The sequence below is a fragment of the Streptomyces sp. NPDC028305 genome, assembly GCF_055569495.1.
The window spans coordinates 91,085-115,785 of sequence record NZ_JBVHTN010000012.1 but is presented as its reverse complement, the minus strand read 5'-3'; the positions used below and the strand labels follow the sequence as shown (position 1 = coordinate 115,785).

Annotated in this window: 20 protein-coding genes; 15 read left to right on the top strand and 5 right to left on the bottom strand. The window is 69.9% G+C overall.

All coding sequences use genetic code 11. The features are described 5' to 3' along the window. The first annotated feature begins 146 nt into the window (after positions 1–146). Positions 147–704, top strand: coding sequence for an adenine phosphoribosyltransferase (locus ACZ4WQ_RS42415; RefSeq protein WP_311722335.1), 558 nt, complete (start codon positions 147–149; stop codon positions 702–704). A 179-nt stretch (positions 705–883) separates the two neighbouring features. On the opposite strand, the gene ACZ4WQ_RS42410 is transcribed toward ACZ4WQ_RS42415, so the two are convergent. Continuing rightward, positions 884–1,720 (bottom strand): alpha/beta fold hydrolase, encoded by an 837-nt coding sequence (locus ACZ4WQ_RS42410; RefSeq protein ID WP_311721739.1) that lies wholly within the window; start codon positions 1,718–1,720, stop codon positions 884–886. A gap of 381 nt (positions 1,721–2,101) precedes the next feature. On the opposite strand from ACZ4WQ_RS42410, the gene ACZ4WQ_RS42405 reads away from it, so the two are divergent. The 6 genes from ACZ4WQ_RS42405 to ACZ4WQ_RS42380 all read left to right on the top strand — a co-directional run bounded on the left by ACZ4WQ_RS42405 (position 2,102) and on the right by ACZ4WQ_RS42380 (position 10,067). After that, positions 2,102–2,827: an alpha/beta fold hydrolase gene (locus ACZ4WQ_RS42405; RefSeq protein ID WP_398372891.1), complete on the top strand. Its 726-nt coding sequence runs from the start codon at positions 2,102–2,104 to the stop codon at positions 2,825–2,827. A gap of 280 nt (positions 2,828–3,107) precedes the next feature. Continuing rightward, positions 3,108–5,915, top strand: coding sequence for a helix-turn-helix transcriptional regulator (locus tag ACZ4WQ_RS42400; protein ID WP_468022819.1), 2,808 nt, complete (start codon positions 3,108–3,110; stop codon positions 5,913–5,915). 90 nt (positions 5,916–6,005) lie between these two features. After that, entirely contained in the window at positions 6,006–6,776 is a 771-nt protein-coding gene (locus ACZ4WQ_RS42395) for an alpha/beta fold hydrolase (protein ID WP_385338600.1), read from the top strand. Between the two features lie 149 nt (positions 6,777–6,925). Further along, on the top strand, positions 6,926–8,179 hold the full coding sequence (locus ACZ4WQ_RS42390; RefSeq protein ID WP_398372896.1) for an ABC transporter substrate-binding protein: 1,254 nt from the start codon (positions 6,926–6,928) through the stop codon (positions 8,177–8,179). Further along, entirely contained in the window at positions 8,172–8,975 is an 804-nt protein-coding gene (locus ACZ4WQ_RS42385) for a carbohydrate ABC transporter permease (protein ID WP_398372898.1), read from the top strand. Before ACZ4WQ_RS42390 ends, ACZ4WQ_RS42385 begins: the two co-directional genes overlap by 8 nt. Positions 8,976–9,056: 81 nt before the next feature. After that, positions 9,057–10,067, top strand: coding sequence for an AraC-like ligand-binding domain-containing protein (locus tag ACZ4WQ_RS42380; RefSeq protein WP_398372900.1), 1,011 nt, complete (start codon positions 9,057–9,059; stop codon positions 10,065–10,067). Between the two features lie 64 nt (positions 10,068–10,131). On the opposite strand, the gene ACZ4WQ_RS42375 is transcribed toward ACZ4WQ_RS42380, so the two are convergent. From ACZ4WQ_RS42375 to ACZ4WQ_RS42365, 3 genes are read right to left on the bottom strand one after another with little or no spacing between them, the layout of a single operon-like run. Further along, positions 10,132–10,869: a YoaK family protein gene (locus ACZ4WQ_RS42375; RefSeq protein WP_398372902.1), complete on the bottom strand. Its 738-nt coding sequence runs from the start codon at positions 10,867–10,869 to the stop codon at positions 10,132–10,134. After that, complete coding sequence (locus tag ACZ4WQ_RS42370) at positions 10,850–12,022, bottom strand: low temperature requirement protein A (protein ID WP_398372904.1); 1,173 nt, start codon at positions 12,020–12,022, stop codon at positions 10,850–10,852. The genes ACZ4WQ_RS42375 and ACZ4WQ_RS42370 overlap by 20 nt, the downstream gene beginning before the upstream one ends. A gap of 50 nt (positions 12,023–12,072) precedes the next feature. Next, positions 12,073–13,440, bottom strand: coding sequence for a dihydrolipoyl dehydrogenase family protein (locus tag ACZ4WQ_RS42365; RefSeq protein WP_398372906.1), 1,368 nt, complete (start codon positions 13,438–13,440; stop codon positions 12,073–12,075). Between the two features lie 238 nt (positions 13,441–13,678). Between ACZ4WQ_RS42365 and ACZ4WQ_RS42360 the strand changes: the two genes are divergently transcribed. The 8 genes from ACZ4WQ_RS42360 to ACZ4WQ_RS42325 all read left to right on the top strand — a co-directional run bounded on the left by ACZ4WQ_RS42360 (position 13,679) and on the right by ACZ4WQ_RS42325 (position 24,062). Beyond that, a complete protein-coding gene (locus ACZ4WQ_RS42360) occupies positions 13,679–14,257 on the top strand; it encodes a Dps family protein (RefSeq protein ID WP_311721750.1) in 579 nt (192 codons plus the stop codon). A gap of 149 nt (positions 14,258–14,406) precedes the next feature. Further along, a complete protein-coding gene (locus ACZ4WQ_RS42355; RefSeq protein ID WP_398372909.1) occupies positions 14,407–15,480 on the top strand; it encodes a LacI family DNA-binding transcriptional regulator in 1,074 nt (357 codons plus the stop codon). 256 nt (positions 15,481–15,736) lie between these two features. Next, positions 15,737–16,969: a sugar ABC transporter substrate-binding protein gene (locus ACZ4WQ_RS42350; protein WP_398372911.1), complete on the top strand. Its 1,233-nt coding sequence runs from the start codon at positions 15,737–15,739 to the stop codon at positions 16,967–16,969. Between the two features lie 8 nt (positions 16,970–16,977). After that, the gene (locus ACZ4WQ_RS42345; RefSeq protein WP_311721753.1) at positions 16,978–17,931 is read left to right on the top strand and encodes a carbohydrate ABC transporter permease; all 954 of its coding nucleotides are present in this window, start codon (positions 16,978–16,980) and stop codon (positions 17,929–17,931) included. Between the two features lie 5 nt (positions 17,932–17,936). Continuing rightward, entirely contained in the window at positions 17,937–18,752 is an 816-nt protein-coding gene (locus tag ACZ4WQ_RS42340) for a carbohydrate ABC transporter permease (RefSeq protein WP_311721754.1), read from the top strand. Between the two features lie 105 nt (positions 18,753–18,857). Next, entirely contained in the window at positions 18,858–20,276 is a 1,419-nt protein-coding gene (locus ACZ4WQ_RS42335) for a GH1 family beta-glucosidase (protein ID WP_398372914.1), read from the top strand. A 1-nt stretch (position 20,277) separates the two neighbouring features. Beyond that, positions 20,278–22,596, top strand: coding sequence for an alpha-xylosidase (yicI, locus tag ACZ4WQ_RS42330; protein ID WP_311721756.1), 2,319 nt, complete (start codon positions 20,278–20,280; stop codon positions 22,594–22,596). A 185-nt stretch (positions 22,597–22,781) separates the two neighbouring features. Further along, complete coding sequence (locus ACZ4WQ_RS42325; RefSeq protein ID WP_398372917.1) at positions 22,782–24,062, top strand: ABC transporter substrate-binding protein; 1,281 nt, start codon at positions 22,782–22,784, stop codon at positions 24,060–24,062. Positions 24,063–24,069: 7 nt separating this feature from the next. On the opposite strand, the gene ACZ4WQ_RS42320 is transcribed toward ACZ4WQ_RS42325, so the two are convergent. Continuing rightward, entirely contained in the window at positions 24,070–24,555 is a 486-nt protein-coding gene (locus tag ACZ4WQ_RS42320) for a VOC family protein (RefSeq protein WP_311721758.1), read from the bottom strand. Positions 24,556–24,701 lie beyond the last annotated feature (146 nt).

Sequence of the window (24,701 nt, the reverse complement as noted above, 5' to 3'; positions counted from 1 at the left end):
CCGGATCTTCGTGCGGGCCGTAGAGTTGTGACCTTCGCCGCCCCACCCGCATCGCACTGACACCGCCGTCTCCGGCATCGGCCCGCCCGTTGCCGGAGACGATCTTCTGTCCTGCTCTTCCCTCCTTTGAGGAGCCTGTGATGACGATGACGAGTCCCACCGACCAAGAGGCCGCGATCGCTCTGCTGCGCGAGCGGATCCGGGACGTGCCCGGCCATCCGAACCCGGACGTGGTGTTCAAGGACATCACTCCCCTCCTGGCCGACCCCGTGGCCTTCGGGCATCTCGTCGAGTTACTCGCGGACGTGTGCGTCCGGCTCGGAGCGACCAAGATCGTCGGCGTGGAGGCGAGGGGCTTCATCCTCGGTGCGCCCGTCGCCGTGCGGGCGCGCGTCGGCTTCGTGCCCGCACGCAAGGCCGGCAAGCTTCCCGGGCCGGTTCTGTCGCGTCCCTACGACCTCGCGTATGGGAGCGGGGTCATCGAGCTCAAGGACGACGCTCTCGCTCCACACGACCGGGTCCTGGTCATCGACGACGTCCTGGCCTCGGGCGGGACCGCGGAGGCCGTCCTGCATCTGATCCGAGCCACCGGAGCGACGGTGGCCGGACTGGCCGTGCTGCTGGAACTGGGCTTCCTCGACGGACGGGCACGGCTCGAGCCGACGCTCGCCGGCGCCGCGCTGCACGCCCTCATGTCCGTATGACGCACGCACGGAACCCGCGCCGCTCGGAAACGCGTCGCCGCGGGTTGTAGGCGGCATGGCGGGATCCGTGGGCGCGTTGGCGTCAGGGTCACCACGCATGGGCGCCGTAGGGATCGCTGGGGCGGGGATCCCTACGGCGCTCGCGCGTCGCAGGCCCGCCGGGCGGACCTGCGACGGGGTCACTTCGCCAGGAAGGTGAGCAGCGCGGTGTTGACCTCCTCCGCGTGGGTCCACAGCAGGCCGTGCGGAGCGCCCTCGATCTCCACGTAGTCGGCGGACGGGAGCGCCTTGTGGAACGGCCGCGCGGTCCCCTCGACGGGCAGGATCCGGTCGCCCGTACCGTGCAGGATCAGGGTCGGCACGTCGATGGCCGGGATGTCGGCCCGGAAGTCGGTGTACCAGGTCGACGGTGCGGCGGCCGCGGCGAAGAAGCCGCCACTCGCCGCGACGTTCCAGCTGTTGCGTACGGCCTCCTCGCTGATCCTGGTGCCGAGGTTCTCGTCGAGGTTGTAGAAGTCCTTGTAGAAGGCCGTGTAGTACGCGTAGCGGTCCGCCTTGACGGCCGCGACGACGCCGTCGAAGAACTCCTTCGGGGCGACCCCGTCGGGGTTGTCGTCGGTCTTGAGCAGGCAGGGCTCCAGTGAGGCCAGGAAAGCGACCTTGGAGACCCGCGCGGAGCCGTAGGCGGACACGTACCGGGCGACCTCACCGGTGCCCATGGAGAAGCCGACCAGGACGGCGTCCCGCAGGTCGAGGGTCTCCAGCACGGTGTTCAGGTCGGCCGCGAAGGTGTCGTAGTCGTACCCGGTCGTCGGCTGGCTGGACTGTCCGAAGCCGCGGCGGTCGTAGGTGATCACGCGGTAGCCCGCGTCCAGCAGCACGGCGCTCTGCCGCTCCCAGGAGTGGCCGTCGAGCGGGAACCCGTGGATGAGGACGACCGGCTGCCCGGTGCCGTGGTCCTCGTAGTAGAGGTCGATGGTGGTGGAGTTTTCCTGACCCACGGTGATGTACGGCAAGCTCTCGTTCCTTCGTGCGGAGTGACTGACGCCCGCAGTGCCAGCGTCGGGGTGTTCGCGGCACCGGGAGTCATCACGCTAGGGCGAATGTCTCGCCGCCTGTTGTCCTCGAGTGCATCGCTTGTTGCCTGGGAGTGTCAGGAAGAGGGAAGGGGGGTCCCTCACCGGCACCCCTCGGTGGCGCGGTCGGACAACACGTGGTGCATCGACAGACAAGGCGGCTCCACCGGCCGCCCGTACTGTGCTGCTGTTCACGCCTGCGGCCGGTGGTCCGGTTCGGACACCGCCTGTGCCGGTCCGGCCCCACGAAGAGCCTTGGGCTCCGCCCCGGCCTCCCCCCCGCATCGGCCGATCGCGAATACATCAACAGGGAGTTGTGCCTTGTCTCGTTCCGACAGCCCGACCGTCGTATTGATCCACGGCGCCTTCGCCGACGCGTCCAGCTTCGGCCGTGTCATCCCCGAACTGATCGCCCGTGGCCTGGACGTGGTGGCGCCGGCGGTGCCCAACCGCAGTCTGCTCGGCGACTCCGCCTACATCGCCTCGATCGTCCGTGAGATTCCCGGGCCGGTCGTCCTGGTCGGACACTCCTACGGCGGTGCCGTCATCACCGTCGCCGGTGCGGAGGACAACGTCAAAGCGCTGGTCTACCTGGCCGGTTACGCCCTGGAGGAGGGCGAAAGCCTGGGCGAGTTGCAGGGTCGCTTCCCGGATTCCGACCTCGCCACCGCGCTCGTCTACACGCCCTTCCCGATCGAGGGCTCCACCACTCCCGGCACCGATGTGTCCGTCGAGATCGACAAGTTCCCGTCCATCTTCGCTGCCGACGTCGACCCGCGAATCGCGGCCGTCCTCGCCGTCTCCCAGCGTCCGTTGGCCGCGCAGGCCTTCGCCGAGAAGGCGCCGGAGGCGGCGTGGAAGACCAAGCCCTCCTGGGGCCTGGTGGCCACGGCCGACCACACCATCAACCCCGACGTGCAGCGTTACGGCTACGAGCGGGCCGACATGGCCACCGTCGAGGTCGACTCCTCGCACCTGGTGATGCTCGCCCACCCGGAGCGCGTCATCCAGCTGATCGAGGATGCCATCCGGGCCACCGCCCACTGAGCGCGGCGCCCCCGGCCGGCGCTCATCGGCGCGGCCATCCCCGGCTGACGCTGGGCACCGGGCCGGCCACGTAAGGTCATGCCGCGGTCGGGGGGTGGTTCGCCGACGACGCCGGTGAGGTCGGCTGTCGTCGGCGCGCCGTAGGTCCTGCCGCCCGGGGTGGCTCTCGCGTGCGGAGCGGGTGCCCGGCGGTGGGGGAGATGTGACCCGGTAGGCTGCCACTGATCCCGCCGCAGGCATTCCGGCGCTCTTCCGGACACGCACCGACACAGGACCCCACTTGGACCGTTCTCAGCAGCCATGGCCGACGGACGGAGCCGGTGGCGTACAGCCGCCGGGATCCGCCGCCCGGCGTGGGCGGCTGACCCGTAGCGGTCTGCGCGGCCGAGAGGCCGAGCTCGAAGCGCTTCAGGCGCTGATCGCCTCGGTGGCCCGCACAGGGAGCGGCGGGTTGGCCCTGATCCAGGGGGAACCGGGCATCGGTAAGACCACGCTGCTCGCCGAGGCCGTCTCCGGAGCCAGGGCGGCGGGATTCTCGGTCGGCGTCGGCAAGGCCGATGAGCTTCATCACATCGTGCCGCTCTCGTCGTTGGCGGCCAGCGTCCTGCACGGCGATCAGCCGCTGCTGTCCGGCGATGCCTTTGCCGATCTCGCCCGCAACCATGATCAGCGCATCTGGCTGGTGGAGCGCCTGGCGGAGGCGATCGAAGCCAGAGCGGGCAGCATGCCGGTGCTGATCGGCCTGGACGATGTGCAGTGGGCCGATCCGCTGAGCCGGTTTGCCCTGAAACAGCTTCCGACACGCCTGCGGACCTCGCCGGTTCTGTGGTTGCTGACCGCGCGACGGGAGCCCGCGGGCCCGGCGGAAGAGGTCGTCGCCGCCGCGACCGGCAACCTCCCGACGGTCACTGTGCCCTTGGGGCCACTGTCCGGCGCGGCCATGGATCAACTGGTCGGCGACACCCTCGGGGCAGCGGCTGACGAGCAGGTGCGGGACCTGCTCGAGGGGGCCGGCGGGAACCCGTTTCTGGCGGTCGAGATGCTCGCGGGCCTGCGGACCGCCGAGGCCTCGGACGAGCTTGTGCCCCCCGGGCTCGTGGTGGGTGTGCGTGGCAGGCTCAGGTCCCTGGACCCCGACACCCTGCGCTTCCTCCAGATGGGAGCGGTGCTGGGACGCAGCTTCGGTTTCCATGACGCCGCCGCGCTCTGCGGCCGGCCGGCCGCCACGCTGATCCCGGCGCTCGAGGAAGCCGTGCGCGCCGGACTCCTGGACGACGACGGCGACCATCTGGTGTTCCGGCATGATCTGCTGCGCCAGGCGGTCTACGTCGACATCCCGCCGTCGGCCCGGAAGGCACTTCACCGAGAAGCTGCCCGCCACCTTGTCTCCACGGGCCACCAGCCGATCGACGCGGTGCCGCACATCCTCAGGGGAGCCCTGCCCGGAGACGAGGAATGCGTAGTGCTGCTACAGCGAGTGGCCGACGACGTGCTGTCGGTCATGCCGGGCCTCGCGGCCGACCTGATGACACGCGCGCTGGATCTGGTGCCCCCGGCACTGCCGCTGAGGTTCACCGTGGGTGAGCGGACGATCCTCTCCTTGACACGGGCCGGCCGGAACCGCGAGGCGCTGTCGACAGGCGACCGGCTACTGGCCGGCCAACCACCGCTGGAGGCGTTCAGCCGGCTTCAGGCTGCCCTCGGTGGGGCGCTGTGGAACATGGATCTCGCCGGCGACCTGCGCCGCCGGACCGAAACCGCCCTCGCCATGGGGGGCGCCGCCCCGGAGATCGGGGCGAGGCTGGCCGCCCTGCACGCACTGGCCCTGTCCCGGGACCATGATCTCGTAGCGGCGCGTGAGATCGGCGAGTCCGGGCTGCGTGCCGCCACCGCGGTCGGTGATCGGGAGGCACACATCCTGGCCCTGTCCGGGCTCGGCGAGATCGCGCAGAACGCGGGCGAGAACGCGGGCGCGCTGGAGCGCTTTGCCGCGCTGAGCGCCATCGATTCCGCCTTCCTTCCCGAAGAGATCGTCGCGCACCTGCACATGGACGACTTCGCGTCCGGCGAACGGCTGCTCTCGCAAGCGGCGGAGCAAGCCGGGGGGATGCGTCAGGCGATGATGCTGTGGGCGCAGGGCCAGTACGATCTGGGGCTCGGCCGGCTCGACGACGCCGACGCAGGCTTCATGACCATGGAGCGCCTGGAGGACGAGGTGCAGACGCCCGTCCAGCAGGTGAACGGCCGCGTGATCCGCTCCCGGATCGCCCTGCTGCGCGGCGACCGAGAGGCGGCGCGGGAGCACCTGGCCGCGGCGCGGGAAAGACTGGCGGCCAAACCGAACCCGGGCAACACGGCCGCGGTGCGCTTCCTGGAGGCGGTCCACGCCGAGGCCGACGGGGACATCGGGCGTGCCGTCGACAGGATTCGGCAGGTGCAGCGCGAAGGTCGCTTCATGCGGTGGCGGCTTCTGCGTGACTGGGTCGACTCCGCGATACGCATAGCCCTGCGCGGCGCGGAGCACGAGCTGGCCGAGGACCTGGCCGCACAGGCCGAAGCCCACGCCGAACGCAACGCCGCGGTGCCGACGGCCACGGGCATCGCGGCGCAGGCCCTCGGGCTCGTGAAAAACGATCTCGCCATGCTCGAACACGCCGCGGAGCTGCTGAAGGCAGGCCCTCGCCCGCTGGTGCGGGCCGCCGCACACGCCGATCTCGGACAGGCGCTCCTGGCGGCAGGCCGGAAACGTCAGGCAGCGGCCGCGCTGACGCAAGCCCGTGACACGTTCGCCGAGTCGGGTGCCCACGCCGAGGCGGCACGCGTACGGCGTGCTCTGGAGGGTGCGGGAGCCGGCAGCCGCGGGGCGGTGACCAAGCAGCGCCCCGTCCAGGGATGGGAGGCGCTCACGGCCTCGGAGAAGAAGGTCGCACGCCTTGTCGCCGAGGGTCACACCAACCGGTCGGCCGCCGACCTGCTCGTCGTCTCCCCGCACACGGTGAACACCCACCTGACGTCCGTCTTCCAGAAGCTGTCGATCAACTCCCGGGTTCAGCTCGCCAACGTGGTCATGGCCTTGCCCGACAACTGAGCGGACCAGTTGGTACGTTCACGCGATGCGCTGCCACGCCTCGACGGGCTTGGCTGGCGCATCGCTCACACTCAGTCGGAGGTCACCGGCATGCACCGATCCACCCCCGCACCGCCGACCATCGTGCTTGTCCATGGGGCGTTCACCGATGCCTCGTCGTGGGCGGGGGTCATCAGCCGCCTGCACACCGCCGGACTGCCCGTGCGCGCCGTGGCGAACCCGCTGCGTGGTCTGGCGCAGGACGCCGCCTACATCGGAAGCGTGGTGCGGGAGATCGATGTCCCTGTCGTCCTGGTCGGCCACGACTACGGTGGCGCGGTCATCACACACGCCGCCACCGACGCCGACAACGTCGTGGCCTTGTGCTACGTCGCCGCGTTCGGACTCGACACGGGCGAGTGCGTCCTGGACATCGTGAACCGCTTCGCCCCCGCGCCGGGGGCCGACGCGACCTTCACCGCCGCCCTCCCCGCCCCGATCCCCGGCGGCCCGGACCGCGAGCTCTACATCCGTAAGGAACAGTTCCCGCAGGTGTACGCCGCCGACCTGCCGACCAGCGTCAGGGAGGTGCTGTCCGTGGCGCAACGCCCGATCGCCTGGACCGCGCTGACCAGTAGATCGGGCCCGCCGGCATGGGCCTCCAAGCCGTCCTGGTACGCCATCGCGACCGCCGACCGGATACTCAACCCCACCGCTCAGCGCTTCATGGCACAACGCATGGCGGCCACCGAATACGCGCTGGACGGCTCACACGCCGTGGTGCTGTCGCAGCCCGACGCCGTGGTGGCGATGATCCGGGAAGCCGCCGAACAGGGCGATGACGGTAGCGCCACCGGGGGCCTGCCGATGTCGCTCTTCTGAAACTTCCCTGCCATCGGCCGGTCAAGGCCGCCCTGTAACATGCTTTCGAGCGGAAGATGCCGGTATGGGTCATCTTGACGGCGCCCTGGAGTCCGCCATCCTCGCGCTGCCGACTCCAGCCACAGACGTCACTCGGTAAAGGCATCAGAATGATCTCACCGGCCAGTCCGCCGGCGCGGCGGATCGCCGCCCTCCTGACCGGAACCATCATTCTGATAGCGGGCGCCACCGGGTGCGGTGGCGGAACCGGTGGCGGGTCCGCCACCGGCAAGGTGACCTCCATCACCGCGCTTGACTACTACACCGACGAACCTGAGCACACCCAGTGGGACGAGATGCTCACCGCCTGTGGCAGGACCGCCGGGGTGAAGGTCGAGCAGAGGAGCGTGCCAGGGGCGTCGCTCATCCCCACGGTCCTGCGGCAGGCGTCGTCGCGGACCCTTCCCGACCTGCTGATGCTGGACAACCCCGACCTTCAGCAGATCGCCCGGACCGGCGCGCTGACCCCTCTGGACCAGTACGGCATCGAACCCGGCGGCCTCGCCCCGGGCATCCTGTCGGCGGGCACATATGAGGGAAAGGTGTACGGACTGGCCCCCTACGTCAGCACGGTCGCCCTCTTCTACAACAAGGACATGCTCGCCAAGGCCGGTGTCGCCGTGCCGAGGACCTGGAGCGAACTGAAGACGGCCGCGGCCGAGCTGACCCGTCCCGGGCGCTACGGCATGGCGGTCGACGCGAACGCCACTTTCGAGGGCGCCTGGCAGTTCCTGCCGTTCCTGTGGTCCAACGGCGGGGACGAGAGGCGGCTGGACACCCCGCAGGCCGCGCAGGCACTCCAGCTGTGGGTCGACCTGGTGAAGAGCGGATCCATGTCGAAGTCGGTGCTGAACTGGACACAGGCCGATGTCCACGATCAGTTCGCCGCCGGAAGGACCGCCATGATGGTCAATGGCCCCTGGCGGATCCCCGCCCTGAACAAGGACAAGAACCTGCGCTGGGGGGTTGCCCCCATCCCCGTCCCCCGGACGGGGCAGACCCCGGTCACCCCGCTCGGCGGTGAGGTGTGGACGGTCCCGCAGAGCCCTTCCAAGGCCCGGCAGGACAAGGCCGCCAAGGTTCTCGCCTGCCTGAACAACTCCTCGAACATGCTCACCCTGGCCGAGCAGCACTTCACCGTGCCCTCCCGCACCGCGGTGGCCGCCCGGCACGCGGAGCGGGTTCCGTCGATGGCTGCCTTCGTCAGCAGCCTGGAAGCGGCACGCGCCCGCACCAGTGAGCTCGGCGTCAGATGGCCCAAGGCGGCGACCGGGATATACACCGCGATCCAGTCCGCGCTGACGGGCGAGCAGACACCGGAGGAAGCCCTCAGGCGTGCGCAGCGGTTCGCGACCGGTGACTGACCCGTCCCCGGCCCTGCCGAAGCCCCGCACCGGGCAGGACGACGGCGCCGTCGTCGCGGGGGACCGGGCCGCGGCCCGGGCACGCTTTCGGGAGCGCACGGCCCAGTGGATGTTCATCGCGCCCGCCGCGGCGTACCTGCTGCTGTTCTTCGGCTACCCGATCTTCAGGAACGTCGTGATGAGCTTCCAGCAGTACACGACCACGACGTTCTACACGGGCTCCGCGCCGTTCGTGGGGCTGCGGAACTACTCGGCGATCCTCTCGTCGGACCTGTTCTCCCAGGCCCTGCTGACCACCCTCCTGTTCACCGCCGGATCGATCATCGGGCAGTTCGCGCTCGGCCTGGCCTTCGCCCTGTTCTTCCAGCGCCGCTTCCCGCTCGGCGGCGTTCTGCGATCGCTCCTGCTGCTGCCGTGGCTGTTGCCGCTGGTCGTCTCCGGAACGACGTGGAAGTGGACGCTCGACCCCGACACGGGAGTCGTCAACGCGGCGCTGCGCGGCCTCCATCTCTCGTCGTCCGGCGTCCCCTGGCTCACCGGGACCTCCCAGGCGCTCGTGTCGGTGATCCTCATCAACATCTGGGTCGGAATTACTGACCACCACGGACACCGTTCGACCGATCACTCTGGGCATCTACCAGTACATCGGGGCCCACACGAACCAGTGGAACGCCATCATGGCCACGACAGTCATGGCGTCCGTCCCTGCCGCCGTACTGCTCGTCGTCGCCCAGCGCCATGTCACCGCCGGCGCCACCACGGGAGCCGGCAGGTGAGGGCGGTCCCGCAGCCGTGATCTAGCGGATTCACGCGATGTGCCGCTCCCGGGCCGCTGGCACGGTGATGCAGCAGGCTCACCGGTTGAAGGACAGGGATCATGTTGCTGGATTCATCGAGGCCGGAACGTGTGCGGCTCGAACGAAGCGCCTCCGGCAGCTTCCACACCACCGATTCGCTGCCCGTCCCGCGCAGACGGTCGTACTGGCGTGAAGCCCTGTCGCAAACGTTCGGCGCCGTGGACATGACCGTCCCCGACGAGGTGTATTCCGGCACGATCCGTACGGCACCGCTCGGCCCGCTTCAGGCCGTCACCGTGGACGGCGACTGCCTGTCCGCCCTGCGCACGCGCCGACTGGTCACGCAGGGTGTCGAAGACCAGTACGTGGTGGTCAAACTGCTGGACAGGGGAGTCGCCCGGCTGGAGCAGGACGGCCGTGAAGCGGTCCTCGGGCCGGGAGACATCTTCGTCTACGACATGGCGCGCCCCGTCCGGCTGAATCTTCCCCAGTCCTTCCGGACGAAGTCCCTCGTCGTGCCGAGAGAGATTCTGGGCCTGAGCGAGTCCGACATGGCTCATGTCACGGCCTCCCCGCTCGGCCCCGACACGCCCCTCGGCAGTCTGCTCTCGCCCTTCCTGGCCGGGCTCGTGGACGGCGCGGGAACCTACTCGCCGCGCACCAGCGAGCTGATGGCCCGCAACGTCGTGGACATGCTCGGCGCGCTGGCCGGAGAGGTTCTCGGCCGATCGAACGAGGACACGCCCGGCGGGAACCGGGCACTGCTGCTGCGGATCCAGGCGTTCATCGACCGTCATCTCGCAGACCCCGATCTCACCCCACAGTCCATCGCCCGAGCCCACCGCATATCCCTGCGCTATCTGCACAAGCTGTTCGAGAGCGAAGACGTCACGGTCGGCCGGTGGATCCAGCGGCGTCGCCTGGAGGAGTGCCGACGCGACCTTTCGCGCCGCGCGAGCAGCTCCACGATCGCCGCGGTGGCGCACCGATGGGGCTTCACCAGCGCCGCGCATTTCAGCCGGGCTTTCCGGGCCGCCTACGGGATGGCCCCCCGCGAGTGGCGCGACACCCAGGGCTTGTTGGCGTCGTAGCCCCCGCCGGATACGCCTGAGCCCTCTGGTGCAGGGGGGGCTCAGACATGTCCGGTGCACCGCGTCAGGACGGCGGCCGGGTCCAGTCCGGGTCGTCGGCCGAGAGGCGGTGGGTGGCCACGGAGGTGAGGCCGAGGAGCAGCAGGGCCAGGCTCAGGGTGAGCACGAGGTGGCCGTGCAGCACCAGCTGGGCTCCGACGAGGGCGCCGAGGAACATCGCGAGTACGGACAGGATCCGGCGGCCGGGCCGTGGCGCCGCGCCGCCGGCCGGAGTGGAGTCCGCGGCCAGCCCCGTCAGGGTCAGGGTCAGTACGGTCGTGGTGAGGTCAGGGACACCGAGGCGCCGGGCGACCGCGTTCTGTAGCCCCATGCCGAGCCCCAGGAACACGATCAGCGTGTACTGGACGCCCGTGGTGACCCGGCCGTCCGTGACCGCGGCGGTGGCCACGCTGACGGTGACCAGCACCGTCTGCACGGCGGTGGCCGTCTTCAACAGCTTGCCGCGGTGCGTGGCGAACCGGGTGCCGATCCTGCCCCCGGCGAGCGCGCCGGCGAGGAACGCCGCCAGGGAGACGAGAGAGGCGACCGCGGACAGGCTCGCGGCGCCCACCAGAGCGAACCCCAGGAACACCACATTGCCGGTCATGTTGGCGACGAACACATGTCCGAGTGTCAGATAGCTCACCGCGTCGACCAGCCCCGTGACCACCGTCAGCGTCAGCAGCAGGGGAGGCAGCGGGCCATGGCGATCCTGGCCGGGCGGTGCGAGCGTGTGTAGCGCGTCACTCAGCAGCCTGCGCATACTGCTTCCTTTCCCTTGCGGCGGGTGGGTGGCGCGGCACCGTAACCACCACGACCAGGCCCGCCAGGAGCACACCGGCGACAAGCGCGGGTGCCGGGGACCAGGCGGCCGCCAGGACACCGACCGCGGCGAGGGGGAACGGAACCCGTTCGGCCAGGCTCCTCTGGTGTGGCCGCAGGTGCACGAGCCAGACCGTGATCAGGAAGATCGCCGCTGGAACGGTGACCGCGGCGCCGGCGGCAGTCGGCGAGGACCCGGTGTGACGCGTGACGTGATCGGCGTACGCGGCCAGACCGGCGCCCTCCGCGGTCGCCGAGGCGAAGATCAGGTAGTGGCCGTAGGCCCACGGGAATCTCCTGCGGCGCGCCTGGTGCGTCGTGGCGAGCAGCGTGTGCGCGGGGCGGGCGAAGTACAGCCACCACATGGCGTAGGCCATGAGCAGGCCGCCCGCCGCCAGCGCGTACAGCGAACCGGTGCCGTGATGCCGCTCGAAGGCGCCCCGAACGGCGACGGTGGCGGCCGCGACCGACTCGCCGAGGACGATGAGGGTGAACAGTTCGTAGCGCTCGGCGATGTGGTGCGGATGCCAGGGGGTCCTCCCGGCGGACTCCGCCCACACGGGAACGGACAGCTCGGCCACGATCATCACCACGATGCCCGGCAGCCGCGCCGGAGCGGGCACGAGAAGCAGCCCCAGCCAGCCGAGCTGGCATATCGTCACCCCCGCGGCGAAGCGCAGTGCGGTCCTCCGCCGGGCGGCATCGGACAGCGCGGCGCGCAGCCACAACGCGGCCAACGCCGACCGCAGCACGACGTACCCGAGCGTGATGATGTGCAGATCGCCGTCTTCGAACGCGCGCCCGACACCGGCGGCGAGGATGAGCGATCCCGTGATCTGCACCAGCACCGTCAGCCGGTACGTGACGTCGTCCGGGTCGTAGGCGGAGGCGAACCAGGTGAAGTTCATCCACGCCCACCAGATGGTGAAGAACACCAGCGCGAAGCGCAGCGCGCCGCTGCCGTGCTCCCCTTCAGCGAACGCTTCATGCAGACTCATGGACGCCTGCGCCACCGCGACGACGAAGCACAGGTCGAAGAAGAGCTCCAGCGAAGTGGCGGACCGATGCGGCTCGCCGGGATTGCGGCCCACCATGGTGCGCCACCGCCCGGCGCCCGGGTCCGCCCGCGTGGTCGGGGTGGCGTTCAGCGGAGGGCTCCCAGGGCCGCCTCGATCGTCCGGTGGAAGGTCGGATAGGTGTAGATCATGTGCTGGAGCCGCTCGACGGGTACCTCGGCATGGACGGCCACGTTCAGCCCGTACAGCACCTCGCCGCCCACCGGTCCTGCCGAGGTCGCCCCGATCAGCACGCCCCGGTCGGCGTCCTCAACGAGCTTGATGAACCCCTCGTTGCCCGGCCCGTGAATCCAGCCGCGCGTGGAGGAGGCGACGGCCACCACGCTGGTGCGCACACGCAGCCCCCGCTCCCGCGCCTGGCGCTCCGTCAGCCCCACGGCCCCGATCTCCGGATCGGTGAACGTGACGCGGGGCAGCGCCCGGTAGTCGGCTTCGGGACCGGGCTGCCCGAGGATGTCCCGGACGGCGATACCGGCCTGGTACATCGACACATGGGTGAAGGCGCCCCGGCCGGCGATGTCGCCGACCGCCCACAGCCCTTCCCCGGCCCGCATCCGCCCGTCCGTGGGAACGGCTCCCGCTGCCGGATCGAGCCCCACCGAGTCGACCCCCAGCGGACTGAGGTCGGCCACGCGTCCGGTGGCGACCAGAAGCCGTTCGGCACTCAGCGGCTGTTCACTGCCCTCGAGACGGACGGTGAACTCGGTGCCGTCATGGCCGACCCGCCGCGCCCGGGCGCCCGTGAGAACGGTGACACCGTCCGCGCGCAGCGCCTCCGCGGCCAGCTTCCCCGCTTCCGGCTCCTCCTGCGACAGCAACTGGTCCTGTCCCTCGACCACGGTGACCGCGCAGTTGAAGCGGGCGAAGACCTGGGCGAGTTCGACGCCGATGGCGCCCCCGCCGAGTACCACCATGGACGCCGGGAGCTCCTTGGCGGCCATGGCGTCGCGGTTGGTCCAGTACGGCGTTTCCTCCAGCCCCGGCACCGGGGGGATCCGGGGCCGGGTACCGGTGGCCAGCACGACACCGCGCCGGGCCTCGAAGGTGCGTTCACCGACGGTCACCCGGCGCGGCCCGGTCAGGCGCCCCGTCCCCCGGACGAGCCGACCGCCCTTCGCCACGAAGCGGTCCGCGGCCACCTGGTCGTTCCAGTCGTCGGTGGCCTCGTTCCGGATCCGTTCGGCGACTCTGGTCCAGTCGGGAGTCACCACCGCCGCACCGGCGAGGGCGGGCACCCTGCCCGCCTCGGCGAGCAGGTTCCCGGCCCGGATCATCATCTTGCTGGGCACACAGGCCCAGTACGGACACTCGCCGCCGACGAGCCCCGCCTCGACCCCCACCACATCCAGTCCCGCTTCAGCCAGCGTGCCGGCGACGTGTTCACCGCCCGGCCCCAGCCCGACGACCACCACATCCGCCTGCTCGTTCACGCTCATGCCTCTCCTCGTTCCGCCGGCTCTCCGGGCATGGACCGTCCCGCTGACGCTAGAGCGCCGGGAGAACGGCCCGAGTCCGCCCGTGCACGGAGGCTTGCCCGAGAGTGAACGCCGAGGACGAGGACGGGGCACAGTGCGCTGGTGGGCACCACCGCATGCACTGCCGGTCAACACGGCCCCCGGCCGGACACCTAGCGTCACCGGGGTACGCACCACACGGCACCGCAGGAGGCGGCCCATGACCACCAACGCGACATCCCCGCACGGCAGCCAGCCCTGGCTGCACCAGAAGGGCGAGGTGATCCAGGAGTTCGGAACCGTCAAGCAGTTCCCCGTCGCCCTGTCCTACGAGGCACGGATGTACTCCTGCCAGCGCCTGAACAAGGCCCTCGCGGACACGCAGATCCTCTACGGCCTCTACAAGAAGCACCACTGGCTGATGCGCGGCGCGACCTTCTACCAGCTGCATCTGGTCCTGGACAAGCACGCCGGTGAACAGCTCGAAATCATCGACACCATCGCCGAACGCGTCCAGTCGCTGGGCGGTGTCGCGGTGGGAGATCCCCGGCACGTCGCCGAGATCACCTCGATCCCGCGGCCCCCGGATGGAGTGGAGGAGGTGCCGGCCATGCTGTCCCGACTGCTGGAGGCCCACGAGACCATCCTCATCGACGCCCATGACGCCGCCGCCCGGACCGCCGAGGGCGGTGACGACGGCACCAACGATCTGCTGGTCTCCCAGGTGATCCGGACCGGCGAACTGCAGGCGTGGTTCCTCGCCGAGCATCTGGTCGACACCCCCCTGGTCCGCGCCTGAGGAATGGCACCTCCCACCGGGGCAGACGGGTTCCTCGGCCGGCGCGACGCGGCCTGACCTGCCGCGACGGGTCTCCGGGCGTCCCTTATATGATGGGGTTCGCCGCTCAGGCCTTTCGTCGTCGTGCCCGCATCACCGAGGGGTCGAGGTTGCCTACCATCAGGGATGTCGCCCAGCACGCAGGGGTCGCGCCGAGCACCGTCTCCTACGTGTTCAACGGCTCCCGGCCCATTTCCGATGAGACGCGCCGACGCGTGCAGGAGGCCGTGGACGCACTCGGGTATCACCCGCGGGCCAGCGCCCGGACCCTGCGCAGCAGCCGCACCCATGTGATCGCTCTCGCGCTGCCCCGCCCGGCCGGCCGGCGGAACGCCGTGGACGGCCCCTTCGCGATCGAGGTCAGCGACGCAGCCGTGAGACTCGGCTACGACCTGCTGCTCACCACGTCCCAGGACAAGGCCGAGGGGCTGCGCCGCGTGGCGCTGAGCGGCCTTGCCGACGCGGCGGTGCTGATGGCCGTCGATATGGAGGACGCCCGGATCGATGTCGTGCGGGAGCTGGAGTTTCCCGCCGCGCTCATCGGGCGGCCGGCCGACGAGGACGCCTTGCCGTGGACCGACCTGGACTGGGAGGAGGCCGCTGCCCTGGTGGTGCGGGAGCTGGCCGCCGCGGGACACCGCGAGATGGTGTACCTCGCACCCACCGAGGCGGAAGTGGCGGCCAGGCGCAGTTACGCGCTCCGGGGTATCGCCGGTGCGACCCGCGGCGGCCGGAGCGCCGGCGCCGCCGTCACGGTGGCCCATGCGGTGAACGATCCGGCCGGACTGGCCCGCCGGCTCCGGGCGCTGCTCGCGGAGCGCGCGGACGACGGGGCGGGCGGGCGGCCGACCGCGCTGATCGTGCAGCACCCCTCCGCGCATCACCACATCCTGACGTCCGTGACCGATGCCGGGCTCCGCATACCCGAGGATCTCACCGTCGTGGTGATCGGCGCCCTGCCCGGAGACCCGGCCGGCCGTCGGCTGCCTCGTGTCGAACTGCCGGTGGAAACGCTGGCCGGCGAGGTGACCCGGCTCGCCGTGGCCGCCGCCACGGCGCTGCGCGAGACCGTCGAAGGGGACGCGGAGGCCGGTCCCCGGCTGCTCGCCGACACCGTCGGCCACCTTCTGATCGCTCCGGTCCTGCTGCCGGGGGACGCGCCGCTCACCGCCCCGCGGGCCTGAACTCCGCGAGCCTTCCCCGCGCGCCTGCCCGACGCTGCCGTGGGCCTGCCCGGCGCAGCCGTGGCTGTTTTCTTCTCCTGAGACTCTTGTCGCCATCGGATACATGCCTTTAACATCACTGCTGGCCACTTCGTCGAATCGATTCGATGCGACGTTCCAGGACAATGAAGTGGCATGGGGCTGTCCCCCGGAACGCCGATCTCGCACGACCTCCGTCTCCCCTTGCAGAGCCGTAGCACGAACTGAGAGACACCACATGCCATTGCTTCGCCGCCGCCCGCCGGCGCCGGTCCTGCTCCTGACCCTCGTTGTGGCCTCGGCCGGCCTCACCGGGTGCGCGCGCGGGGCCGACCCCGACACCATCACGGTGCTGAACTCCGCCACGGACCAGCATGAGCACGACCAACAGCAGAAGTTCTTCGACCGGTGTGCCAAGCCCCTCGGGGTGAAGGTCGAGCAGACCAGTGTTCCCGCCGCCCAGGTGGCGACCAAGGCGCTGCGGATGGCGTCGTCACACTCGATGACCGACATCCTGGAGCTGGACGGATCGGAGCTGCCGCAGTTCGCCGACACCGGCGGCCTGGTCCCGCTGAAGACGGCGGGCGTGAGTGTGGACGGGCTCTCGCCAGGGGCCGTGAGCATGGGGAGTTTCAAGGGCACCGCGTACGGCATCGCCCGCTCGGTCAACACCCTGGCGCTGTTCTACAACACGGACGTGCTGAAGGAGGCGGGGGTGGCACCGCCCACCACGTGGGACGAGCTGAAGGTGGCGGCCAAGAAGCTCACCCGGGGCAAGACGTTCGGGATGGCCTTCAGCGCGACTCCCGACGCGGACGGGGTGTACCAGTTCCTTCCCTTCTTCTGGTCCGCGGGCGGTGACGAGGCCCACATCGACAACGGCAAGGGCGAACAGGCGCTCAAGCTGTGGAAGGACCTGGTCACCGCCCGGTCCGCGTCAAGCGCCGTGGTCACCTGGAACCAGCAGGACGTCAACGATCAGTTCATCGCGGGCCGTACGGCCATGATGGTCAACGGCCCCTGGCAGGTTCCCGTGCTCAGCCAGCACAAGTCCCTGCACTGGGCGGTCACCACCATCCCGGTGCCCGTGGCCGGCAAGGCTCCGGTGGCCCCGATGGGCGGAACCGTGATGACCCTGCCCCGTACCGACGACACCGGGCGCCAGGCCACCGCCGCCAAGATCCTCAACTGCCTGAACAAGAGCCAGAACCAGGTGGGCTGGGGTGCGGGCGTGAACAACATCCCCACCAGGGACTCCGCCGCCGCCCAGTACAAGGCCGACAATCCGAAGCTCGCGGGCTTCGCCGACACGGTCGCCACCGCCCGTTCCCGTACCGCCAAGGTCGGCGCCCGGTGGCCGGCCGTCTCCAGCGCCCTGGCGGGCGCCTTCCAGTCTGTTCTGACCGGCAGCGCCTCGCCCGAAGCGGCGCTGAAGCGTGCCCAGTCGCAGGCCACGGCCGGCGGAGAGTGAGAGCCACCATGAGTACCACCACTGCCGCGCCCGCCAAGTCCGTGGCGGCGAGCACCGCGGTCCCGGGCCGGCGAGCGTCCCGCGCCACGCTGACACGCTGGCTCTTCGTGGCGCCCGCCGTCCTCTACATGCTGGCCTTCTTCGGGTATCCGCTCGTACGCAACGTCGTCATGAGCTTCCAGCACTACACACCGCGTACCTTCTTCACCGGCGAGGCACCCTTCAACGGCCTCGACAACTGGACCGCGGTGTTCGGCAACGAGCTGTTCACCAAATCTCTCTGGCACACGGTCCTCTTCACGCTGGGCTCACTGCTCGGCCAGTTCGTGCTGGGCCTGGCGCTGGCCGTGTTCTTCTCCCGGCGCTTCCGGCTGTCCGGCTTCGCCCGCGCGGTGCTGCTGCTTCCGTGGCTCATCCCGATGGTCGTCTCGTCGGTCGTCTGGCGGAAACTGCTCGACCAGGACACCGGGGTGCTCAACACCCTGCTGATGAACCTGCACCTCACCTCGGAGCCGGTGCCCTGGCTGAGCAGTCCGAGCGTCGCCCTGCTGTCGGCGATCCTGGTCAACATCTGGGTCGGCATCCCGTTCAACATGGTGATCCTCTACGGCGGGCTCCAGGAGATCCCGCGTGAGATGTACGAGGCCGCCTCGCTCGACGGCGCCGGTCCCTGGCGTACGTTCCGCAGCATCACGCTGCCGCAGTTGCGGCCGGTGATCACGGTGGTCCTGGTCCTCGGTTTCATGTCGACGATCAAGATCCTGGACCTGATCCTCGCGCTGACCGGCGGCGGGCCGGCCGACTCCACGCAGACCCTGGGCACCGCCACCTACCAGCTCTCGTTCCAACAGCTCGACTTCGGGCAGGGCGCCGTGGTCGGCAACGTCCTCATCCTCATCAGCGCGGTGTTCGCCGTGTTCTATCTCCGGGCCAACCGGTCCGACTTCGGTCAGGGGAAGTGATCACCATGTCCGCCCGCACCCTGCGACGGGGCAGCAACACCGTCATCGCGCTGGTCGTTCTGCTCATCCTGCTCTTCCCTCTGTACTGGATGCTCAACATCGCCCTTCAGCCGGGCGAGAGTCTCGCCTCGACCAGCTGGTTCCCCACCTCGCCGGGCTGGTCGAACTTCGAGCGGGCGCTGGACAGCCAGGGCGGCTCGCTCGTGACCAGCCTGGTCGTCGCGCTCGGCGCGGTCGTGGTCTGTCTCGCGATGGCGGCGCCCGCCGCCTACGGCCTGGCCCAGCTCGGCCTGCGGGGCGGCCGGTCCATCGTGTTCGGCACCCTGATCACCCAGATGGTGCCCGGCATCGTGATAGCCAACGCGCTCTACAGCGCCTATGTCGACCTGAACCTGGTCAACTCGCTCCCCGGGCTGATCCTGGCCGACGCCTCGCTCGGGCTGCCGTTCTCCATCGTGCTGCTGAGGGCGTTCATGGTGTCGATCCCGAAAGAGATCGTGGAAGCGGCGATGGTCGACGGGGCGAACCGATTCACCGCCTTCGTGCGCATCGTGCTCCCGATCAGCCGTAACTCGCTGATCACGGCCGGGCTCTTCACCTTCCTCTTCGCCTGGTCCGACTTCATGTTCGCGCTGACGCTCAACACGACGGACGACGTCAAGCCGATCACCCTCAGCATGTACGAGTACATCGGCGCCCACGTCAGCGACTGGGGCGCGGTCATGGCCACGGCCGTCGTCTCCGCCGTCCCGGCGGCGATCCTGCTGATACTGGCCCAGAAGTACGTCGCCGCCGGAATCACCGGCGGTTCGGTCAAGTAGTACGCGGACGACCCCCTGGCACGAGCGGCCGGACCGAGCCGCTCGTGCCCGTTCCCCGAGTACGCCACGCACACCTCTCAAGACCCGGAAGGTCCGCTTTACAGCATGAGCAGCACGTCACCTCACTCACCGGACATCGCGCGGTTCCCCGTCCTCCCACCCGGCTTCGTCTTCGGGACCGCGACCGCGAGCTACCAGATCGAGGGCGCGCACGACGAGGACGGCCGCGGACCGTCGATCTGGGACACCTTCAGCCACACTCCCGGCCGCACCCAGGGCGGTGCCACCGGTGACATCGCATGCGACCACTACCACCGCTACCCGGAGGACGTCGAACTGCTGCGGCGCCTCGGTGTCGACTCCTACCGCTTCTCCGTGGCCTGGCCGCGGATCCAGCCGCAGGGCACCGGCCCGGCCCATGCGAAGGGGCTGGACTTCTACGACCGGCTCACCGACACGCTCCTCGAAGCCGGTGTCTCCCCTGCCGTCACGCTCTACCACTGGGACCTGCCGCAGGCGCTGGAGGACCGGGGCGGCTGGCGGGTCCGGGAGACCGCCGAGGCCTTCGCCGAGTACACCCGGCTGGTGGTGGAGCGACTGGGCGACCGGGTGGGCCGGTGGATCACCCTCAACGAGCCCTTCTGCTCCGCCTTCGTGGGATACGCGGAAGGACGGCACGCTCCCGGCGCCCGCGAGGGCACCGGAGCCCTGGCCGCCGCGCACCACCTGCTGCTCGCCCATGGAAACGCGGTGCGGGTCCTGCGGGAGGCCGGCGCCTCCCAGGTCGGCATCACACTGAATCTCGACCGTATCCATGCGGCCAGTTCCTCCCCGGCCGACCTGGCCGCGCTACGGCGCGCCGAGACGCTGCACAACGAGGTCTGGACGGAGCCTCTGTTCAACGGCCGGTACCCCACCGACGAGTCCGAAACCTGGGGCGAGCTGGCCGACGGCTCGTACCGCCGCGACGGTGACCTGGACACCATCGGCACACCACTGGACTTCGTGGGGCTGAACTTCTACCGCCCGCTGACCGTCTCCGACGCACCGTACGCGGAGGCCGACGCGTCCCGGCGTACCGCCATGGACATCCGGGTCGCCGAGAGCGACCCGTACGGCACCCGGCACACCACCATGGGCTGGCCCGTCGTCCCCGAGGCCTTCACCGAGTTGCTGGTGGACCTGTCCGCGCGGTACCCGAACCTGCCGCCCGTCTACATCACGGAGAACGGTTCCGCCGAGGCCGACACCGTCTCGCCGGACGGAGCCGTGCGGGACACCGACCGGGTGGCGTACCTGCGCGACCATGTGGCGGCCGTGTCCGCCGCCGTCGACGCGGGGGTGGACGTCCGCGGCTACTACTGCTGGTCGCTCCTGGACAACTTCGAGTGGGCCCGGGGCTACGGTCAGCGCTTCGGGATCGTACGGGTCGACTACGACACCCAGGAACGCACGCCCAAGGACAGTTACCACTGGTTCCGCGAGCTGATCACCGTCAACCGCGCGTCCACGCAGGAGCACTGAGATGAAGTTCACCGACGGCTACTGGCAGATGCGGCCGGGCGTGACGGCCCGCTATGCCACCTCCGTCGCCGACGTGGACGTCGCCGACGACCGCTTCACCCTCTACGCGCCGGTCACCCGCGTCCGGCACCGCGGCGACACGCTCAACGGCCCGCTGGTGACCGTGGAGGCGTGGTCACCCGCCGAGGGCGTTATCGGTGTACGGGTGTGGCACCACGGCGGCACGCGCCCCCGCACCCCGGCGTTCCCCCTTAACCCCGACCCGGACGGCGGTCATGCGAAGACCGCTCGCGAAGGCTCGACGGTCGAGCTCGTTTCGGGCGCGCTGTCCCTCGAAGCCGACACCGAGGGCTCCTGCACCCTCAGGTTTGTCTCCGGCGGCAAGGTCATCACCTCGCTCGGCCCCCGCGACCTGGGCTTTGTCACCGACGCCGACGACCGCCACTACATGCTGGCGAAGATGTCGCTCGGCGTCGGCGAGACCGTGTACGGCCTCGGCGAGCGCTTCACACCGTTCACCAAGAACGGCCAGAGTGTCGACATCTGGCAGGCCGACGGTGGCACCAGCAGTGAACAGGCCTACAAGAACGTGCCGTTCCACCTGAGCAGCGGTGGCTACGGCGTTTTCGTCAACCACCCGGGCAAGGTGTCCTACGAGATCGGCTCCGAGAACGTCGGCCGGGTCCAGTTCAGCGTTGAGGATCAGTCCCTCGAGTTCTTCGTCATCGCCGGACCCGCCCCGAAGGACGTGCTGCGCCGCTACACCGGTCTCACCGGCCGGCCCGCGCTGCCGCCGGACTGGTCGTTCGGGCTGTGGCTGTCGACCTCCTTCACCACCTCCTACGACGAGGAGACAGTCGCCCGGTTCGTGGCGGGCATGGCCGAGCGGGACATCCCGCTCAGCGTCTTCCACTTCGACTGCTTCTGGATGCGGGAGTACCAGTGGTCCGACTTCATCTGGGACCCGGCGGTCTTCCCTGATCCCGAAGGGACGCTGTCCCGGCTGAAGGAGCGGGGGCTGCGCGTCTGCGTCTGGATCAATCCGTACATCGCGCAGAAGTCCCACCTGTTCGCCGAGGGCATGGCAGCCGGCTATCTGCTGAAGCGGCCGAACGGTGACGTCTGGCAGTGGGACAAGTGGCAGGCCGGAATGGGCATGGTGGACTTCACCAATCCCGCCGCCCGCGAGTGGTACGCCGCCAAACTGCGACACCTCCTCGGCCAGGGAGTGGACGCCTTCAAAACCGATTTCGGCGAGCGGGTGCCGACCGAAGACGTCGTCTGGTTCGACGGCTCGGACCCGGAGCGCATGCACAACTACTACACCCAGCTCTACAACGAGACCGTCTTCGACCTGCTGGTCGAAGAGCGCGGCGAGGGCGAGGCGGTGCTCTTCGCCCGTTCCGCCACCGCCGGCGGCCAGCGCATGCCGGTCCACTGGGGTGGCGACTGCGAGTCGACGTTCGAGGCGATGGCCGAGTCGCTGCGCGGCGGCCTGTCCCTCGGCCTGTCGGGCTTCGGCTTCTGGAGCCACGACATCGGCGGCTTCGAGGGCACCCCGCCGCCGGCCGTCTTCAAGCGGTGGGTGCAGTTCGGCCTGCTCTCCTCGCACAGTCGGCTGCACGGCAGCAAGTCCTACCGGGTGCCGTGGGACTACGGCGAGGAGGCGGTCGAGGTCACCCGTGACTTCACCCGGCTGAAGCACCGGCTGATGCCGTATCTCTTCCACGCGGCGGTCGAGGCCAAGGAGTCCGGCACACCGGTGATGCGGGCCATGCTGCTGGAATTCCCCGAGGACCTGAGCACCCACTCGCTCGACCGTCAGTACATGCTCGGCGCGGATCTGCTGGTGGCCCCCGTCTTCAGCGAGGACGGCACGGTCGAGTACTACGTGCCGGAGGGCAGCTGGACCAATGTGATCACCGGCGAGCGGGTCAGCGGTCCGGGCTGGAGGCGCGAGCGGCACGGTTTCCGGACGCTGCCGCTGCTGGCCCGGCCGGGCTCGGTGGTCCCCTTCGGCGCGGTGGACGACAGCCCGCGATCCGATTGGGCGGACGGCGTGACACTCCATGTGTACCCGGGCGGGGCCGACGGCTCCGTGACCGTCACCACCATCCCCGCACGGTCGGGCACCGCGGCCGCGGTCTTCACCGTCCGGCGTTCGGGCGGCGAGACCGTCATCGAGACCGAGAGTGAACTGCCCTGGAACGTCGTGGTCGTGGGGGCCACCCCGGCCGATGACGCCGGGGCGCACCCGGCCGGGCCACTGTACGCGGCCCCGCCCGGTACGCACCGCCTGGTCGTTCCGGCCGCCATGTGAGCATGGGCCGGGCCCGGCTGACAGAGCGGGCCCGGCCATGATCGCGGAGGCCTCCGTGGCGCGGCGAGGGTGATGTCCAGCCGGCCGTCAGCGACCTGGAGTCGTGTCGCGGCCGGTTCGCCGTACCCGTGGGCGAGGGTGGGTGCGACGGACACGCTGCGCGCGGAGGATGGCGGAGGAATCTCATGGTCACCATCAGAGCACTGCGGCGCTCGGCCGGGTTTGTCGCCGCCGCGCTCGTCCTGACCGCCTGCGGCTCCTCAGGGGGCAGCGACTCCGGGGAGCAGGCCGGGGACCCGTCGTTCGAGGGCCGGGGCCCCATCACGTTCGTGGCCGGCAAGGACACGACGGGCACAGTCCAGGCGGCGCTCGATCGCTGGAACAGGCTGCACCCCAAGGAGCAGGTCAGCTTCATCCAGCTGCCGACGGACGCCGACTCGCAGCGCCGGGAGATGATCCAGAACGCGGAGACGAAGTCCGACGCCTACACGGTGCTCTCCCTCGACGTCGTGTGGACCTCGGAGTTCGCCGCCCACCGGTGGATCGAAAAGCTGCCCGAGAACCAGTTTCCCCTGCGGAAGATGCTGAAGCCGGTGGTGGAGACGGCTGAGTATCGTGGCGCCCTGTACGCCGTGCCGTTCAGTTCGGACGGCGGTCTGCTGTACTACCGCGCCGATCTTCTGAAGAAGGCCGGCATCGCGGGGCCCCCGACGACCTGGTCGCGGATGAAGGCGGACTGCGCCAAGGTGAAGAGGCTGCCCGAGGCCAAGGACATGTCCTGCTACGCAGGGCAGTTCCGGAAGTACGAGGGCCTGACGGTGAACTTCTCCGAGGCCGTGCAGTCGGCCGGCGGTGTCGTGACCGACGCCGGCGGCAAGCCGGACGTCGACACCCCTGAGGCGAAGAAGGGCCTGGACTTCCTGGTCGGCTCCTTCAAGGACGGCACGATTCCCAAGGAGGCCCTCACCTACCAGGAGGAGGGCAGCCGTCGGGCGTTCCAGTCAGGGAAGCTGATCTTCCTGCGCAACTGGCCGTACGTGTACTCCCTGGCGCGGAAGAGCAATGTGGCGGGGAAGTTCGCGGTCGCGCCGCTGCCCGGTCTGAACGGGCCCGGCTCCGCCAGCCTGGGCGGGCACAACCTGGCCCTTTCCTCCTTCGCCAGGAACAAGGCCACGGCGATGGACTTCATGAAGTTCTTCACCAGCCAGGACAGCGCGAGAACGTTCCTCAAGGACGCCGCCTTCGCTCCGCCCTACGCTGCGCTGTACGACGACGCGTCGCTGACCAAGGAGTATCCGTACCTGCGCGTCCTCAAGCAGTCCATCGAGACCGCGGTGCCGCGTCCGCGCGTCGTGCGGTACGGCGAGGTGACCTCGGCCATCCAGCAGCAGGCATACGCCGCCCTGACCGGCGTCAAGAGCAGCGAGCAGGCGCTGAGGACCCTGCAACAGGACCTGCGGAAGTAGTACGGAGCTACGGCGCGGCGGGCCGCACCTGCTCGGCGCTCTCCAGGGGGTCCACCATGCGCATGACCTCGCCGGGCTCGTGCGAGGTGTGTTCCTCCATGGTGTAGAAACGCACCTCGTGGCCGTCGGGGTCATGCAGCGACGGCAGCACCCATCCGCGCAGGCCGCGCCAGACGCCGCCGTGCGGCTCGCCAAGCGCCTCCAGGCGAGCGGCGAGCGCCTCGATCGCGGCGCCGTCGGGCACCGCGATGGCGAAGTAGTCGAAGCCGGCGGCGGCCTCCGCCCGGTCCGGGGCGAGCCGCAGCGCCAGGTCCGGTCCGCCGGCCGGATGGCTCAGCACGATCTCGATCAGCACCCCCTGCTCGAGGAACTCGGCTGCCCGCTGGTAGCCGAGCGTGCGCCCGTACCACGCCTCGGAGCGGGCGAGATCGCGTACCGGCAGCTTCAGGTGGTGGACGCCGACGAGGCTCGGGATGTCGGCTTCCACGCTCATGGCTCACCTCAGGACGGGTCGGCTCGGCACTCGGGAGTCGAGATCGATCATGACCAGCTTGCCTTTTTCCTCCGGCTTCCGCACCCGCTGCGACCTTCTTCGCCTCCGTCAGCAGGCACCGCGGTTCGCAAAGTTGCCGCACACGT